General features: G+C 72.4%; 15 protein-coding genes. 6 read left to right on the plus strand and 9 right to left on the minus strand.

From position 1 onward, the window contains the following. Positions 1-31 precede the first annotated feature (31 nt). On the plus strand, positions 32-1,915 hold the full coding sequence (locus tag ACERZO_RS48500; protein WP_372672801.1) for a glycoside hydrolase family 5 protein: 1,884 nt from the start codon (positions 32-34) through the stop codon (positions 1,913-1,915). On the opposite strand, the gene ACERZO_RS48505 is transcribed toward ACERZO_RS48500, so the two are convergent. From ACERZO_RS48505 to ACERZO_RS48515, 3 genes are all read right to left on the minus strand, one after another. Beyond that, entirely contained in the window at positions 1,912-3,264 is a 1,353-nt protein-coding gene (locus ACERZO_RS48505) for a protein kinase domain-containing protein (protein ID WP_372672802.1), read from the minus strand. The genes ACERZO_RS48500 and ACERZO_RS48505 overlap by 4 nt on opposite strands. Positions 3,265-3,562: 298 nt before the next feature. Further along, the gene (locus tag ACERZO_RS48510) at positions 3,563-4,024 is read right to left on the minus strand and encodes an HNH endonuclease (RefSeq protein WP_372672803.1); all 462 of its coding nucleotides are present in this window, start codon (positions 4,022-4,024) and stop codon (positions 3,563-3,565) included. Positions 4,025-4,087: 63 nt separating this feature from the next. After that, positions 4,088-5,014: an alpha/beta hydrolase family esterase gene (locus tag ACERZO_RS48515; protein ID WP_372672804.1), complete on the minus strand. Its 927-nt coding sequence runs from the start codon at positions 5,012-5,014 to the stop codon at positions 4,088-4,090. A gap of 154 nt (positions 5,015-5,168) precedes the next feature. Here ACERZO_RS48515 and htpG point away from each other — a divergent pair, with 154 nt between their 5' ends. Then, positions 5,169-7,064: a molecular chaperone HtpG gene (gene htpG, locus ACERZO_RS48520; RefSeq protein ID WP_372672805.1), complete on the plus strand. Its 1,896-nt coding sequence runs from the start codon at positions 5,169-5,171 to the stop codon at positions 7,062-7,064. A gap of 83 nt (positions 7,065-7,147) precedes the next feature. Here htpG and ACERZO_RS48525 read toward each other — a convergent pair whose 3' ends face one another. The 6 genes from ACERZO_RS48525 to ACERZO_RS48550 all read right to left on the minus strand — a co-directional run bounded on the left by ACERZO_RS48525 (position 7,148) and on the right by ACERZO_RS48550 (position 12,259). Further along, complete coding sequence (locus ACERZO_RS48525; RefSeq protein ID WP_372672806.1) at positions 7,148-8,578, minus strand: glycoside hydrolase family 76 protein; 1,431 nt, start codon at positions 8,576-8,578, stop codon at positions 7,148-7,150. A gap of 92 nt (positions 8,579-8,670) precedes the next feature. Continuing rightward, positions 8,671-9,288, minus strand: a complete 618-nt coding sequence (locus ACERZO_RS48530; protein ID WP_372672807.1) for a cupredoxin domain-containing protein — start codon at positions 9,286-9,288, stop codon at positions 8,671-8,673. Further along, on the minus strand, positions 9,285-9,692 hold the full coding sequence (locus tag ACERZO_RS48535; protein ID WP_372672808.1) for a hypothetical protein: 408 nt from the start codon (positions 9,690-9,692) through the stop codon (positions 9,285-9,287). Before ACERZO_RS48535 ends, ACERZO_RS48530 begins: the two co-directional genes overlap by 4 nt. Positions 9,693-9,756: 64 nt before the next feature. Then, entirely contained in the window at positions 9,757-10,728 is a 972-nt protein-coding gene (locus ACERZO_RS48540; RefSeq protein ID WP_372672809.1) for a cupredoxin domain-containing protein, read from the minus strand. Positions 10,729-10,753: 25 nt separating this feature from the next. Further along, positions 10,754-11,662, minus strand: a complete 909-nt coding sequence (locus ACERZO_RS48545; RefSeq protein ID WP_372672810.1) for a CopD family protein — start codon at positions 11,660-11,662, stop codon at positions 10,754-10,756. A 3-nt stretch (positions 11,663-11,665) separates the two neighbouring features. After that, entirely contained in the window at positions 11,666-12,259 is a 594-nt protein-coding gene (locus tag ACERZO_RS48550; RefSeq protein WP_372672811.1) for a hypothetical protein, read from the minus strand. Positions 12,260-12,646: 387 nt separating this feature from the next. Here ACERZO_RS48550 and ACERZO_RS48555 point away from each other — a divergent pair, with 387 nt between their 5' ends. Genes ACERZO_RS48555 through ACERZO_RS48570 form a run of 4 tightly spaced genes read left to right on the plus strand, consistent with a single transcriptional unit; the run spans position 12,647 to position 15,423 of the window. Continuing rightward, positions 12,647-13,183, plus strand: a complete 537-nt coding sequence (locus ACERZO_RS48555) for a copper resistance CopC family protein (protein ID WP_372672812.1) — start codon at positions 12,647-12,649, stop codon at positions 13,181-13,183. A 46-nt stretch (positions 13,184-13,229) separates the two neighbouring features. Then, positions 13,230-13,568 carry a hypothetical protein gene (locus tag ACERZO_RS48560; protein ID WP_372672813.1) on the plus strand — a complete coding sequence of 113 codons (339 nt, stop codon included), beginning with the start codon at positions 13,230-13,232 and terminating at the stop codon, positions 13,566-13,568. Positions 13,569-13,604: 36 nt separating this feature from the next. Then, positions 13,605-14,780 (plus strand): erythromycin esterase family protein, encoded by a 1,176-nt coding sequence (locus tag ACERZO_RS48565; RefSeq protein ID WP_372672814.1) that lies wholly within the window; start codon positions 13,605-13,607, stop codon positions 14,778-14,780. After that, entirely contained in the window at positions 14,764-15,423 is a 660-nt protein-coding gene (locus ACERZO_RS48570; protein WP_372672815.1) for a phosphoribosyltransferase, read from the plus strand. Before ACERZO_RS48565 ends, ACERZO_RS48570 begins: the two co-directional genes overlap by 17 nt. Positions 15,424-15,454 lie beyond the last annotated feature (31 nt).

Raw genomic sequence — 15,454 nt, forward strand, 5'->3', positions numbered from 1 at the left:
CAGAACCCTGTTTCTCACTCACGACCTCCTTATGGCCCTTATCCGGCGGGCCGCGAGTTGGTTCACTCCTCGGGTGAGGATCTCGGGTGCGCTGCTCACCGTCCTGCTCGTCACCGCCGGTCTGGCGGTCCCCGTGACCGTCGCCGCGGCGGATCCGCCGTCCTGGACCGGGCCGCTCAGCACCCGCGGCCGGTACGTCGTCGACGCGCACGGCGACCGCTTCAAGCTGAAAGCCGCCAACTGGCACGGCGCGAGCGGCACGTGGACCGGCTCCGGCGACGTGAACGACCCGGCGAACCACCACGCCGGCGAGATCGCCTACCAAACGCCGCTCGGGCTGGACCGCGCGTCGATCGACACCGTCACCGACGGGCTCGCGCAGCTGGGGCTCAACAGCGTCCGGCTGCAGTTCTCCAACGCGATGCTCCACGACACCCGGCCGGTCCCGGACCTGCCCGCCAACCCGGATCTGCACGGGCTGACGCCGTTGCAGGTCTACGACCGCGTCGTCGACCGGCTGACCGCGCGTGGGTTCGCCGTCATCCTCAACAACCACACCACGACTTCGCGGTGGTGCTGCGGCCTCGACGGCAACGAGCGCTGGAACACCGCGCAGACCGAGCAGCAGTGGCAGGACGACTGGCTGTTCATGGCGCGCCGCTACGCCGCGAACAAGCGCGTCGTCGGCGCCGACCTCTACAACGAGGTCCGCCGCAACACCTTCGACGATCCCAACTGGGGCTGGGGCAACGGCACCGACTGGCAGCGTGCAAGCCAGCAGGTCGCCGACCGCATCCTCACCGAGGCCAACCGGGACCTGCTGATCTTCGTCGAGGGCATCAACTGGACCGGGCTGCCGATCGACGGCTTCGCGCACGGGCGGCCCACGCTGGAACCGGCCCGGACGCTCTCGCACACGCTCGTGGACTCCGGCAAGCTCGTCTATTCGGCGCACTTCTACGGCTACACCGGCCCCAACCACTCCGGCGCGACCGGCATCGGCGAAACCCACGACCCGCGTTACCGCGACCTCTCGCCCCAGGAACTTCGGGACGTCCTTTACCGGCAAGCGTTCTTCGTCTCGGCCGACACCGGCAAGCACTACACCGCGCCGCTGTGGATCAGCGAGTTCGGCGAAGGCCGCAACACCACCGACCCGGCGTCACGCGCGTTCTTCGAGAACTTCGTGAACTACCTCGCCGAGACCGACACGGACTTCGCCTACTGGCCCGCGGTCGGCTTCCAGACCAACGGCTCCGGCGACGGCTGGGCCCTGCTCGGCTACGACTCGGCCGGCCGGCGCATCGACGTCCTCGACGGCGCGGACTGGCGCGGCCCCGCGTGGCAGCGGCTGATCTCCGCGCCGTCCCGGACCGGGCCGATCCCGTCCGCCGAGCACTGGGCGATGCTGAACCTCGACTACGGCGACTTCCAGGAGTCGCGCCAGGTCCGCGCGCTGCCGGACTGGAACTCCGGCGCCCGCAAGGGCGTCTGCGCCGACGGCCAGCGGCTCGCCGGCCTGGCCCACACCGGCAACCGCGGCCTGTGCACCGGGACGCTCGCCGCGCCGGCCGGGTACGTGGTCGTGCGCGACGAGACGTACGTCGACACCGACTGGGCGTCCGGCTACACGAAGACGCAGTGCCCACCCGACCACGCGGTCGTCGGGTACAGCGTCCAGGGCGCCGCCTTCTCCGCCGTGCTGTGCGGCCGGTCTGCCACACCGCTGGGCCGCACCGGCCGGACGGTGTGGTTCGACCGCGGCGACAACCGGCCGTCGGGAGACCCCGGCGGCGACTTCGCGACCGGGAACTACAAGGGCCAGTGCGCGCCGGGGGAGTACGTCGCCGGCGTCGCCTACACCGGCCGGATCGGTTCGAGCCGGACGGCGGACGCGCTGCTCTGCCGGTCCTAGACGGTCCGGCAGGTCAGTTCCGGGCGGCTCGTCGCGTTGCCGTTGCCGGTGAGGGCGATGAAGCCGAACGTCGTCGCGCCGCCCGCGTCGAGCTTCGCGTTCCAGGCCGCGTTGCCGACTGTCACGGTCGAGCCGTCGACCGTGAAGTCGCCGTTCCACAGGCCGGTGATGCGGTGGCCGCCCGGCAGGGTCCAGCGGACGCTCCAGCCGGTGAGGTCGTCCGTGCGGTCGTTGCGGACCGTCACTTCGACCTGGTAGCCGCCCGGCCAGGTGTTCGTCACCTGGTAGTTGGCGGCGCAACCCAGGTCGGGCGGAGCGCTGGTGGTCGTCGGCGGTCGCGATGGGGTAGCCGACGTCGCCGGGGCGGCGACCGGCGTGGCGTCCGGGACGAGCGCGGTCCCGATCAGCACGCCGGCGGCGAGCAGGACGGCTCCCGCGGCGCCGGCCAGCACGACCCGGCGGCGGGGACGGTGGACGCGCAGCAGCCGTGTCTCGGTGCGGGGCCGCGGGCGGGGCGGCGGCAGCGCACGGCCTTCGGTGACGGCTTCGAACAGCTCCTGGACCTCGGCCATCGACGGGCGCTGCGCGGGGTCGCGCTGCAGGAGCCGGCCGAGCACCTCGGCGAGGGGGCCGCGGTGCTGCGGCGGAATCGGCTCCTCGCGGGCGACCCGCAGCAGGAGGGCGATCGGGTTGTCGTCGTTGCCGAAGGGGGGCCGGCCTTCGAGGGCGCGGTAGAGCGTCGCGCCGAGGGAGAAGACGTCGGCGGGGAAGCCCGCGTCGCCGCCGCCGGCGACTTCGGGGGACAGGTAGGCGGGGGTGCCCGCGATGAAGCCGCCGCCGGTCACGGTGCCTTCGCCGGTGGCACGCGAGATGCCGAAGTCGGCGATCTTGGCGAGCCCGCCGTCGGCGAGCAGGACGTTGGCGGGGGTGACGTCCCGGTGCACGATGCCCTCGGCGTGCGCGGCGGCCAGCGCGGAGGAGACCTGCACGCCGATGCGCGCGACCTCGTCGGCGGGGAGGCGCTCGCGGTCGAGCAGCACGTCGGCGAGGCTGCGCGAGGGCAGGTACTCCATGACGAGGTACGGCTCGCCGGCTTCCTCGACGACGTCGTGCACGGTGACGGCGTGGGGATGCCGCAGCCGAGCGGTCAGCCGGGCCTCGCGCAGGGCGCGCTGGGCGGCCTGCTCACCGGCGGCCTGCCCGAGGGCGGGGTCGTAGCCGAGCTGCTTGACGGCGACGACGCGGTCGAGCCGCTCGTCGCGAGCCCGCCAGACGACACCCATGGCGCCCTGGCCGACCCGTTCGGCAAGGCGGTACCGCCCGGCGACCAGCTGTCCTTCGTCGGTCAAGACGACCTCCCGGCCTTCCCCGGAACACACGGATGCGGGGGACGATCGGTTCGAGCTTAACGACCGGGCAGCAGCCCCGCCGACGGGCGCGGGGATCGCGGTGAAGGGCACCGCATGGACTTGGGAGCCAGGGACCGGCGAAGTCGCGGTGGCGCGGACGGCGGCGGCTCCGCCCATCGTCTTGAATGAGTCATTCAGGACCTCCCAAGACCTGAATGACTCATTCAAGACACTCGGACGTCGCTTCCGCGGCCCGCCGACGGGCGGCCCGCCCCGCCGACGGGAGCGGGCCGCGCCGTCACGCGCTCAGCGCGTGCAGCTGGTCCCACGTCGGGACGTACGGGGTGAACCGCAGCTTCATCCCCGCCTCGGCCGGCAGCTTGTCCGCCTTCCGCGCGTTGCAGCTGCGGGACGTCCCGCCGCACGCCGCCACCGTGTTCAGCCACGACGTCCGCGCGCCGCCGCGGCTCAGCGGTGTCACGTGGTCGATCGTCGTCGCGCGGCCGCCGCAGTACGCGCAGCGGTGGCCGTCGCGCGTCAGCACTCCTCTGCGGGACCAGCGGGGCGGCTGCGTATATCGCCACTTCATCACTACATAACGCAGCAACCGCACGATCTTCGGACGCGGGAACAGCCCGTACGCGAGACCGTCCTCGGCCTCGTGGATCTCCGCGACGTGCCGCACCAGCATGCGAATCGCGTGCGGCACCGAAACCGTATGCAGCGGCTCGTAACCGGCGTTCAAGACGAGCACCTTCACAACGCACCTCTTTCCTCTCGGCGGAAATCGTCGCTGAGGGGAAAGAGGTGCGTCAATCGTGTTTCAGCGCAGCGGATGCGCGCGGAAGAAGCGCCAGATGACCGGCGTGGCGTCGATGACCGTCGGGGTGGCCGAGTCGTTGTTCGGCCGCGTGCTCGGCCAGACGTGCCCGGCGCCTTCGACGCGGTAGTGGTCGAGCGCGCACCCGAGCCACTTCTGGACGACCACGCCGTCGACCGGGGACCACGACACCGGCCCGGCGAAGCAACCGTCCCTTGTGGACCACGCCGCCAGCCAGTCCGGGATCGCCGGCAGGCCCTTGGCCGGGTTGCCGGTGTAGGGGATCGTCGTGTCGGCGGTGCCGTGGAAGTCGAGGATCGGCACGCGGCGGCTCGGGTCGCACGCGCCGCCCTGCGGGTAGAACGCGCCCGACACCGGCGCGAACGCCGCGATCCGGCCGGCCAGCCGGCAGGCCAGCACGCCGACGAACCCGCCGCCGTTGGACTTGCCGGCCGCGAAGATCCGGTTGTTGTCGACGCAGAGCGTGCGCTGCAGCGAGTTCAGCAGGTCGCTGGTGAACAGGACGTCGTCCGCGGCCGCCGAGTAGGGCGCGCCGGTCCAGGCCGACTCGCCGTCGGTGCCGATCAGGCCCTGCGGGTACACCGAGATCGCGTCGAGCGCCGAGAAGCCCGACAGCTCCTCCTGGTACTGCGACGTGCGCTTGTGCCCGTGGAACGACAGCACCAGGGGGTACGCGCGGCGCGGGTTGTAGTGCGCCGGCAGGTGGACCGTGTACTCGCGGTCGAGGCCGCCGGAGACGACGTGCTGCGTCGTCGTCACCCCGGCCGGAACCGGGGCCGCGCGCCCGCAGCCGGTCGTGCGGACGGGGTGGTCGGCGACGCCCGCCGCGGCGGCGGGAGCGGCGAAGGCGGTGGTCAGGGCAGCGGTCGCGGCGAACGCGGCGGCCCACCGGGGAAGGCGTCCGGGCACTCGATCCTCCTTGATCGGCAGCGGGGCGTGGTCAGCATCACCCCGGCTGCCGGGGGAGTCTGCATTGCGTTCATAAAGTGCGCGGCCGGGACTGTCGGACCCCCTCGGTAGGATCGACCCAGCCAACGGCCGACGCACCCGGAAAGGACCGGAAGTGACCACCCCGATCGAGACGCTGGAGTTCCAGTCGGAAGCGCGTCAGCTCCTGCAGCTGATGATCCATTCGATCTACTCGAACAAGGACACCTTCCTGCGCGAACTCGTGTCCAACGCCTCCGACGCGCTCGACAAGCTGCGGCTGGAGTCGTACCGCGACAAGGACCTCGGCGCGGACACCTCCGACCTGCACATCGCGCTCGAGGCGGACGCGGCGGCGCGGACCCTGACCGTGCGCGACAACGGCATCGGCATGACGCGTGACGAGGTGGTCGCGCTCATCGGCACCATCGCCAAGTCCGGCACCGCCGACTTCCTGACCAAGCTGAAGGAGGCCAAGGACGCCGCGGCGTCGCAGGACCTCATCGGCCAGTTCGGCGTCGGGTTCTACGCCAGCTTCATGGTCGCGGACAAGGTCACGCTCGTGACGCGCAAGGCCGGCACCGGCGAGGGCGTGCGCTGGGAGTCGACCGGCGAAGGCACGTACACGATCGAGCCGGTCGAGGACGCGCCGCAGGGCACCGCGGTGACCCTGCACCTCAAGCCCGAGGACGCCGAGGACCACCTCTACGACTACACGTCCCCGGCGAAGATCCGCGAGATCGTCAAGAAGTACTCCGACTTCATCACCTGGCCCATCCGGATGCAGGGCGAGGGCGACGACGCCGAGGTCGAGACCGTCAACTCGATGAAGGCGCTGTGGGCGCGCTCGTCGAGCGAGGTCACCGAGGACGAGTACCACGAGTTCTACAAGCACGTCAGCCACGACTGGCAGGACCCCCTGGAAACGATCCGGCTCCAGGCCGAGGGCACGTTCGAGTACCAGGCGCTGCTGTTCCTGCCCTCGCACGCGCCGATGGACCTGTTCCTGCGGGAGCGCAAGCGCGGCGTGCAGCTGTACGTGAAGCGCGTCTTCATCATGGACGACTGCGAGTCCCTCGTCCCCGAGTACCTGCGGTTCGTCAAGGGCGTCGTCGACGCGCAGGACCTCTCGCTCAACGTGTCGCGGGAGATCCTGCAGCAGGACCGGCAGATCCAGCTGATCCGCCGTCGCCTGGTGAAGAAGGTCCTCTCGACGGTCAAGACGATGATGACCGCCGACGCCGAGAAGTACGCGACGTTCTGGCGCGAGTTCGGCCGCGCGGTCAAGGAGGGCCTGCTCGACGACTTCGAGAACCGCGAAGCGATCCTCGAGATCTCGTCGTTCGCCTCGACGCACGACGCGGAGAAGCCGACTTCGCTGCGCGACTACGTCTCGCGGATGAAGGAAGGCCAGGAACACATCTACTTCATGACCGGCGAGTCGCGCTCGGCGATCGAGAACTCCCCGCACATGGAAGCGTTCCGGGCCAAGGGCTACGAGGTGCTGGTCCTGACCGACCCGATCGACGAGATGTGGGTCGACGGCGTCGGCGGCTTCGACGGCAAGCAGTTCCAGTCGATCGCCAAGGGCCAGGTCGACCTGGAGTCGGACGAGGACAAGAAGGCCACCGAGGTCGCGCGCGAGCAGCAGAAGAAGGACTTCGAAAGCCTGCTGACGTGGATGGGCACGGCGCTGGGCGAGGACGTCAAGGAGGTCCGGCTCTCGTCGCGGCTGACGACGTCGCCGGCGTGCATCGTCGGGGACACCCACGACCTCACGCCGACGCTGGAGAAGATGTACCGCGCGATGGGCCAGGAGCTGCCGCCGATCAAGCGGATCCTGGAGCTGAACCCGGACCACGGGCTGGTCACCGGTCTCCGGGAAGCCCACGCGGCGCGCCCGGACGACGAAGGGCTGGCCGAGACGGCCGAGCTGCTCTACGGCATGGCGCTGCTGGCCGAGGGCGGCGAGCTGGCCGACCCGTCGCGGTTCATCAAGCTGCTGGCGGGCCGCCTGGAGAAGACCCTCTGAGGCAGCGGCCCCTGGGAGGTCTTGAATGAGTCATTCAAGACCTCCCAGGCCCTGAATGACTCATTCAAGACCCTCGAGGCGGGTCAGGGGGCCGCGTTCATCAGGTCCAGCGCGCTCTGCTGCCGGGCCGCGTCGGCCTGGTCGAACGGGCCCGCCCACAGCAGCCCGTACGCCTCGGCGCTGTTGCGGTCGTTGGCGTACGCCGAGTTCGCCTGGCGCTGCAGGTATCCCGTGTACGGGTGGTCCGACAGCGCCGAGTTCAGCACCGCCAGGTCCCGTGCGTACACGCCCTTGAACGTTGGGCCGTCCGCGCCGCCGCCACCGGCGCTCTCGCCCGGGTCGCGCAGGATGCCGCCGGGGTTCAACGAGCCGTTCGTCGTCGACGCGTTCGCCATCGCACGGGCCTTCGTCAGCAAGCTCGCGTCGCCCGTGGCCCGGTACAGCTCGGTCAGCGCCGTCAACGGCACACCCTGGTTGTACGACCACACCGCCTGGCCGTTGTTCGCGCACGTCGACGTGGTCAAGCCGTCGTTGACCAGGTTCGACCCGTTGATCATGCCGCTGCCGGCGAACCAGCTCCAGCCCGCGCGGGCCCGCGCCAGGTAGACCGTGTCGCCCGGGATGCGGTTGTGCAGGGCCGCGTTCAGCTGGATGTACAGCGAGTTGGGGATCGCGTTCTTGTACGTGCGGCTCGTGCTCCACCAGACCCCGCCGCCGCAGACGCCGTCCCAGTACGCGTACATGTGGTCCGCGTCCGCCCGGGCGGTGTTCAGGTACTTCCCGTCGCCCGTCAGGTCGTAGGCGTCCACCCACGCCAGGCCCCACCAGCCCGTGTCGTCGATGTAGTCGTTGCGGAACTGGCCGCCCTGGGCCGCGAGGTTCTTCGTGTACGTCGTGTCGATCGCGTAGCGGTAGCTGCTCATGCCGCTGATCCGGACGTTGTCGATGATCGCGGTCAGGGCGTTGGCCGAGTTCCACCAGCCGGTCGTGTCGAACAGGCCGGTGCTCTGGTTGTACCGCTCCATCAACGCCGTCGCGGCCGCGGTCCGGCGGTCCCATGCGTTCCACGTCGTGCGGGCCCAGCCGGTGCAGGCGATGGTTCCCGAACCGGCGGGCTGCCCGCACGCCCGCAGCAGGCCGACGCCCTTGGCGGTCCAGTCGTCGACGTTGTACATCAACGTCCGCCAGCCGGTGCCGCCCGACGGCGTCGCCGTGTCGCCGAGCTTGCTGCCCGACGCCCACGTGCGCCCGGCGTCGAACGAGCGGTCCAGCCAGACGTGGTCGCCGGCCGTCCCGCCGGTGATCGCCGCCCAGCCCATGTCGTCGCCGTCGTCGAGGTGCAGGGACAGCCGGCGGCCGCCGACGGTCGCCGACGCGCCTTCGCGGTCGCCGGGGGAGAGAGCGGGATCCCGGGCGTCGCAGTACTTGTCGCAGATCACCGCGAGCGTCGCGGTGGGAGTGGGGGTAGGGGTGGCCGCCATGACGATGGCGAGCAGGGGAGTCAGGAGATTCATCGGTCACCTTCCGCGCTGAAGGGCGATGACTCCATTCTCGGGAGCTAATAATATTGGTCCAGTCCTCACCGGGACAGGTTTCGGACAGGAATTCACTCCCGGCGCGAGCTCAGGAGCAGCAGGCACAGCACGGCGACCCCGGTGACGAGCCCGGCGACCAGCAGCATCGGGCTCAACGTCGGCGGAGCCGCGGCCGTCGCCTGCTGCACGGCCGGTGCCTCGGTGGCGGGAGCCGCGGCAGGCGTGCTCGTGACCGGCGCGCTCGTGACCGGTGGAGTCGCCGCCGACGGTGGCGCGGCCGCGGCGGTCGTCGTCCGCGCCGGCGTGGGCTTGGCCGCCGCCGGGGTGCTCGCCGGTTTCGGGGCCGCCGTCGTGGGCGCGGGCAGGACCGTCACCGACGCACGCATGTCGGGGTGCACCGAGCAGTAGTACGAGTACGTGCCGGGCTGCCGGAACGTGTAGCTCCAGCTCTGGCCGGCCGACAGCCGCGGGCTCCGGAACGCGACCGGCGCGCTCGTCGTGACGACGTCGTGGGGCGCGTCGTCGTGCTGCATCCAGGTGACGGTGTCGCCGACCCGGACGGTAAGCGCGGCGGGGGAGTAGGCGTAGCCCTGCATCATGACCACCTGCGTGGCCGCGGCCGCCGGCGCGGCGAACGGCACGGTCAGGGCCAGCACCAGCGTGGCGACGGCCACCGCGGCCCGCCTCATCGGACGAACTCGATCGCGATCTCGGCGTGCAGCCGGCGCCCCGCCACGAACCGGGCGACCCGGCCTCGCCGGGGCTTGCGCCGAGCCGGGAGGACCGGACCGGCGGCCCAGACGACCAGGCTGTGTTCGTCGCGGTGCCGGACGTCGCCGCGCAGCCGCACCGCCCGTCCGGCGACGCTCCCGTCGATCACCAAGGGGTGATCGGCGACTTCTTCGGCGGTGAAGACGGCGTCGGGGCTGCGCAGGGTGACGGCGAGCGCGGCCCCGGGCGTCCAGTGCCCGTCCGTCGCGGTGAGCCGGCGGCGCAGCAGCGGGATCCCCAGCACGCGCAGGGAGAGCTCGATGACGCACCGGTCGCGGCGCAGGGTGTGGCCGGTCCGCGGCAGGACGGCGGTGTCGGGCATGTCGGGAAGACCTCCGGGAAAGGGGGCGGGTGGCCCGGCGGGGGAACCGGGCCACCCGCGGGGGTCAGCAGCTCGCCTGGTCCAGCAGCGGGGTCAGGACCGTTTCGAGCCACACGGTGTGGGTCTTGATGTACTGGTCGAGGTTCAGCAGGTCGGTCACCTGCTGGCCCAGCGACGTCTCCAGGTGCGCGCTCTTGATGTGGGCGACGATCGGCGCGAGCGTGTCGGTGACGACCTTGTCCGCCGACCCGTCGAAGGCCGGCGCGAGCACGGTTTCCAGCCACACGGTGTGGGTTTTGATGTACTGGTCGAGGTCGAGGATGTCCTGCACCTGCTGCCCCGGCGAGGTCTCCAGGTGCGCGCTCTTGACGTGGTCGATGATCGGCTGCAGCACCGACTTCGGTACGCAGGAGCCACCGCCCGCCGGGGTGGAGGGCATCGGCATCGAATGGGTCGGAGCCGAGGTCGGCGCGGACGTCGGGGCCGAGGTCGGCGGGGCGCTGGTCGGCGCCGAGCCGGTCACCGTGACCGTGGCCTTCATGTCCGGGTGGATGGCGCAGTAGTAGGAGTAGGTCCCGGCCTTCGTGAAGGTGTGGCTGAAGGTCTGCCCGGTCTGCAGCGTCGGGGACGTGAACTTCTCCGGCCCGTCGGTGACGACGATGTTGTGCGGCGCGGTGTCGTGGTTGGTCCACGTCACCGTGTCGCCGACCGAGATGGTCAGGCTCGCCGGGCTGAACTTGTAGCCCATCGCCTCGACGGACTTCGCCGACGGCGCGGCGGCCGCGGCCGCGCCACCGGCCTGTTCCTGCTCGAGACCCTGGTACAGCGGGACGGCCAGCGGGCCCTGCTTGGCGAGCGCGGCGAGGTCGACGTTCGCCGACGCGGCCGGGGCGGCCTGCTCGCTCTGCCCGCCGCGCAGCGTGGCGATGCTGACCAGGGCGGCGGCCAGGGCGAGGATCGCGACGGCGACGGGCCAGTTCCGTCGTCGCCGCACCGCCTCCGGCTGTTCGGCAGCGGCGGGGTTGGGGTTGTCCACTGAGGACTCCTTTCGCGGGGTGCGATCAGCGGCCGGGACTGGCCGTGACGAGGAAGCTCGCCGCGAGGAGGACCACGATGACGAGGGTGGTCTCGGCGGCGACGGAGTAGACGAACGGGCGGACGGTGCCGGCGTCCCCGCGCAGGACGACGGCGAAGTCGAGCCGGCGGCCGACCCAGCCGCGGCTGGCCTGCGCGGCGAGCAGCACGACGGCGAGCACCGCGAGCTTGACCAGCAGGGTGCGGCCGTAGGCGGTGCCGAAGACCCGGCCCACGCTGCCGACGGTCTGCCAGGCGAGCACCACGCCCGCGGCGACCACGACGGCGACCGAGGTCATGGCGAGTTTCGAGTACCGGGGGATCACCGACGCGAGCTCGCCGGGGTCGCGGCGGGCCAGGACGCCGAAGAGGAGCACGGCCAGGCCGCCGATCCACGCGCACGCCCCGGCGAGGTGGGCGAAGTCCGCGAGCTGCGTCAGCCACGGCGAGGTGCTTTCCGCCGCGTGGCCGGTGAGGCCGGTGGTGCGCAGCAGTCCGAGCAGGATCGCCCCGCTCCCGGCGCGCCAGGGCAACGCGGTCGCGGCGGCGGGGCCGCGTTGCAGCAGCCACGCGAGCACCACGCCGCCGAGCAGCCACAACAGCGCCCTGGCGAACCAGATCCGGCCGAACTGGCTGTCCAGCGCCTGGCCGAGGAGGTCCGTGGCGAGGAAGTCACCGGCCGGACGCTGCGCGGCCCACGCCGCCTGCAGGCCGAGCCCGGCGAGGGTGCCGAGCAGGCCGAGGAGCCAGCCCGTCACCACCACCGACCGGGCGCCGCGGTGGCCGGCGCCCGCGGGCCAGAGCACGGCGAGGAACAGCAGCCCGCCGGCGAACAGCGTCAGGCCGGTGTAGTCGACGGTGCGCGTGAACACGTACCACGCCTTGACGTCGTCCACCCGTCACCGTCCACTCGCGACGGTGGCGGCCGGGATGCCCACGGAGTCCGCCGGGACCATCGCGGGTTCGAGGCCGCCGTCGGCGGTGCGGCAGTAGCCGAGGACGAGCGCGCCGAGCCCGTCCGCACCGGTGACGCCGAGGCCGGTGGTCACGGTGCCGAGGAGCGGCAACGCGCCCACGGTGTCCAGGACCTGTTGGGCCGCACCGGGTTGGCAGGCGGGCACTTCGGTCCCCGGCGGCGGGGGCGCCGGTTCCGGCGGGGACGTCGGGGCGGGTGGCTCCGGGGCCGGTGTCGGCGTTGCGTCGACGCCGCCGGGCACGGACGGCATCGTTTCGGCCGGCCGGTCGCCGACCGGAACCGCGGGCAGCGGCGAAACCGGGACGTCCGACGGCGGCAGCGCGGACGGAACGGGCTGCGCGCCCGGCGTTTCCGGCGCGGCGGGGTGCCCGCCGTCCGCGATCGCGGGCGGGGTGGCCGCGTCCGCGGCGCCGCCGGGCCGCAGGCCGATGCCGGACGCGTAGCCGACCACGACCACGACCGCGCCGGCCAGGCTCGCGGCGATGACGTGGTCTCGGCGCAGTGCGGGTCCTCGCACGGTGTGGTCCTCCAAGGAAAGCGGATGTCCGCCCGGAAAGGGAACGGCCCCGGAATGGCGGGGAAACAACGGGATGCGGGGAGCAGAAAACCAGCCGGCGCGTTACCGGGCGTGATCCTCACGTGAAGGCCGCGTTAAGTCCGGCGGCCGCCGGACGCCGTCGGGCGGTGAGATGCTCGGCCGGACGCCGGTCCGGCTGCGCCATTCGGGTGGTTCGGACGGCGGACTGACGGAGCAACGGTCCGATTCGACCGGTTCGCGGCGCCCGGGTCCGGGAGCCGGTGAGAATTGCTTAACGCAGCTGTTTCCGGACGGCCTCTTGTGGTCCCCGTCGTGCTCGCTACGGTTCGCGCAATCCCCGAATTCGCGAGAACGCGAGGAAAAAACATGGCCCTCCGCTCGTCTTTTCCCGTCCGGATCGCCGCCGTGCTGGCGGCCGCGTGCTGCGCGGTGCTGCTCGGCGCGCCCGCGGCGGCCGCGCACAGCGTCCTGGTGTCCAGTTCGCCCGCCGAGGGAGCGGCCATCGCCACCTCCCCGGCCGAGGCGGTGCTCGTGTTCGGCGAACCCGTCGAGAACCGGTTCACCGAGCTCGCGGTGCTCGGCCCGGACGGCGCTTCGCACTGGGAAGCCGGTCCTGTGTCCGTTGTGGACGGACGGGTCTCGGTGCCCCTGCGCCCGCTGGGCCCGGCCGGGGCCTACGCGATCCGCTACCGCGTCACCTCCGCCGACGGCCACCCGGTTTCCGGCACCGTGCCCTTCCGGCTCACCGTCGCGGGCCCGGGGGAGGTGGTGCCGGCCGCCGCGACCGCGGCGAGCCCGGCCGGTGCCGCCGCCGTGCCGCTCTGGCCGTGGATCACCGGCGGGGCGATCCTGCTCGGGACCGGTTTCGCGGTCGCCCGGCGGGTGGCGCGCGCCGGCGCGTGAGCCGCGGGCGGGTGTGCGTCCGCGGTGGCGCGGGTAACCCCCGCCCATGACGAACCTCGACGACACCCCGGTCGCGAAGCTGGACGAATTCGTGCTCGCCCGGCTCGCGGAGGACGAACAGCGCGTCCGCGACGGCGAACTGCCGCTGATCGACGAGGCCGAACGGCGGGGCAGGCTGCGGATCATGTACGCCGACGACGGCGACGGGCTCATCCTCGCCGGCGGGCCGGTCGAAGCGATGGAGGACCGGCATCCGGTGCCGTTCGCCGAAAAGGCCGAGTTCCTGCGCCGCGAGATCTCCGACGCCCACGACGACGCCTCCGTGAAACTCGTCGCCTCGGTGTACGAAGCCCACCCGGACTGGCAGGACGGCTGGCGGCCCTGAGGGTTTCGCGAACCGCCCGAACGGGAACTGCGAAGTATGTCCGGAACCCTGCTCACCGACGTGACGGCGATCCGCGAAGCGGCGACGACCCTGCGCAGCCCGCAGGACCTCGACCCGCTCGTCCGGCGCATCGGGCGCGCCCGGGTCGTCCTGCTCGGCGCGGCGACCCACGGCACGGCCGAGTTCCACCGCTGGCGCGCCGAGCTCACGCAACGGCTGCTGGCCGAACGGGACTTCTCGTTCGTCGCCGTCGAAGGGGACTGGGCGGAGTGCCACCGGGTGCACTCCTGCGTCGCCGGGGCGCCCGGCGCGCCGAACGACGCCGGGCAGGCGCTGTGGGGTCTCCGCGGCTGGCCGACCTGGCTGTGGGCCAACGAAGAGGTCGCCGGGTTCGCCGGCTGGCTGCGGGCGTTCAACGCCACCGGCGACGGTGTCCCGTGCGGCTTCCACGGCCTCGACGTCCACAGCCTGTGGGACTCCCTGCGTCGCATCCTGGGCTTCGTCCGCGAGCACGCGCCCGACCAGGTCGAGGCGACGATCCGCGCGTTCCGCCGCTTCGAGTCCGGCGGCGAAGACCTCGCCGGACTGGTGCCGGAGAACTGCCGCGACGCGGTCGTGCGGCTGCTGACGTCGGCTCGCGCCGGGGTACCGGGGGCCGAGGGCTACTACCGCGAATTCCTCCGCGGCGGAGGGCGGGCCCGCACCGCCCGCGCCACTCACCTGAGCGACACCCTCGACCGGCTGCTGCGGGCGTACGGTCCGCGGTCGAAAGCCGTGGTGTGGGCGCACAACACGCACGTCGGCGGCACCCTCGGCCGGCTGACGCGGGACCGGCACGAGGCCGGTGGCGTCGTCACGGTCGGGTTCGGCACGCACCGCGGGTCGGTGATCGCCGCCGGCCACTGGGGCGGGCCGGCGCGCCGGATGACGGTCGAGCCGGCCCGCGCGGACAGCCTCGAAGGCGTGCTGCACGCCGCGGTGCCCGGCGAAGACAGCTTGTTCGTCTTCCGCGACGACGACGCTTGGGCGCGCGAACCCCGCGAGCAGCGCGCGATCGGCGTCGTCCACCGCGGCGACGGGTACGTCCCGGCGGCTCGGTACGACGCGTTCGTCCACTGTGACGAGACCACCGCGGTCACCCCGCTGCACCATTGGGAGCCGGCGGAGGACAGCCCGTTCGTGCCGGCGCAGACTCATGCGCGTGGTGGATGACGGACGGCCCGTCTTCGCCGACCGCGAGGACGGCGGCCGGCGCCTCGCCGTAGAACTACTGCGCCGGCACTGGGGCCGCCCGCTCGTGCTCGGCCTCGCGCGCGGCGGCGTGCCGGTGGCCGCGGTCGTCGCGCGCCGGCTCGGCGCAGAACTGGACGTCGCGGTGGCGCGCAAGATCGGCGCGCCCGGGCGGCGCGAGTTCGGCGTCGGCGCGGTCACCCCGGACGGCCCGGCGATCTACGACGAAGCCATCCTGCGCGGGCTGAAGCTCACCGCGGCCCGGCTGGCGCGGGCCGAGCACCGGGAACGCGCGGAGGCCCGCCGCCGGCTCGAGCGCTACCGGTCCGGCCGGCCGGCGGCCAGGCTCGACGGCAGGGACGTCATCCTCGTCGACGACGGGCTCGCCACCGGCGTCACCGCGACGGCGGCCCTGCGCGACGTGCGGGCCGCGCACCCGCGGACAGTCGTGTTCGCGGCCCCGGTCGGCGCCCCGGGCGCGGCGGCGGGGTTGCTGCGCGAAGCCGACGACGTCGTCTGCGTGACCGAACCGCCGGACTTTCGCGCGGTGGGCCAGTGGTACGCCGACTTCCGCCAGACGAGTGACGAGGACGTGCTGCGCCACCTGGGGGAACACCGGGGTTGACCGGAAGGGTGGTGGGGTATCACCCGGCGGG

The organism is Amycolatopsis kentuckyensis (assembly GCF_041679295.1).
Classification (GTDB): Bacteria; Actinomycetota; Actinomycetes; order Mycobacteriales; family Pseudonocardiaceae; genus Amycolatopsis; species Amycolatopsis kentuckyensis_A.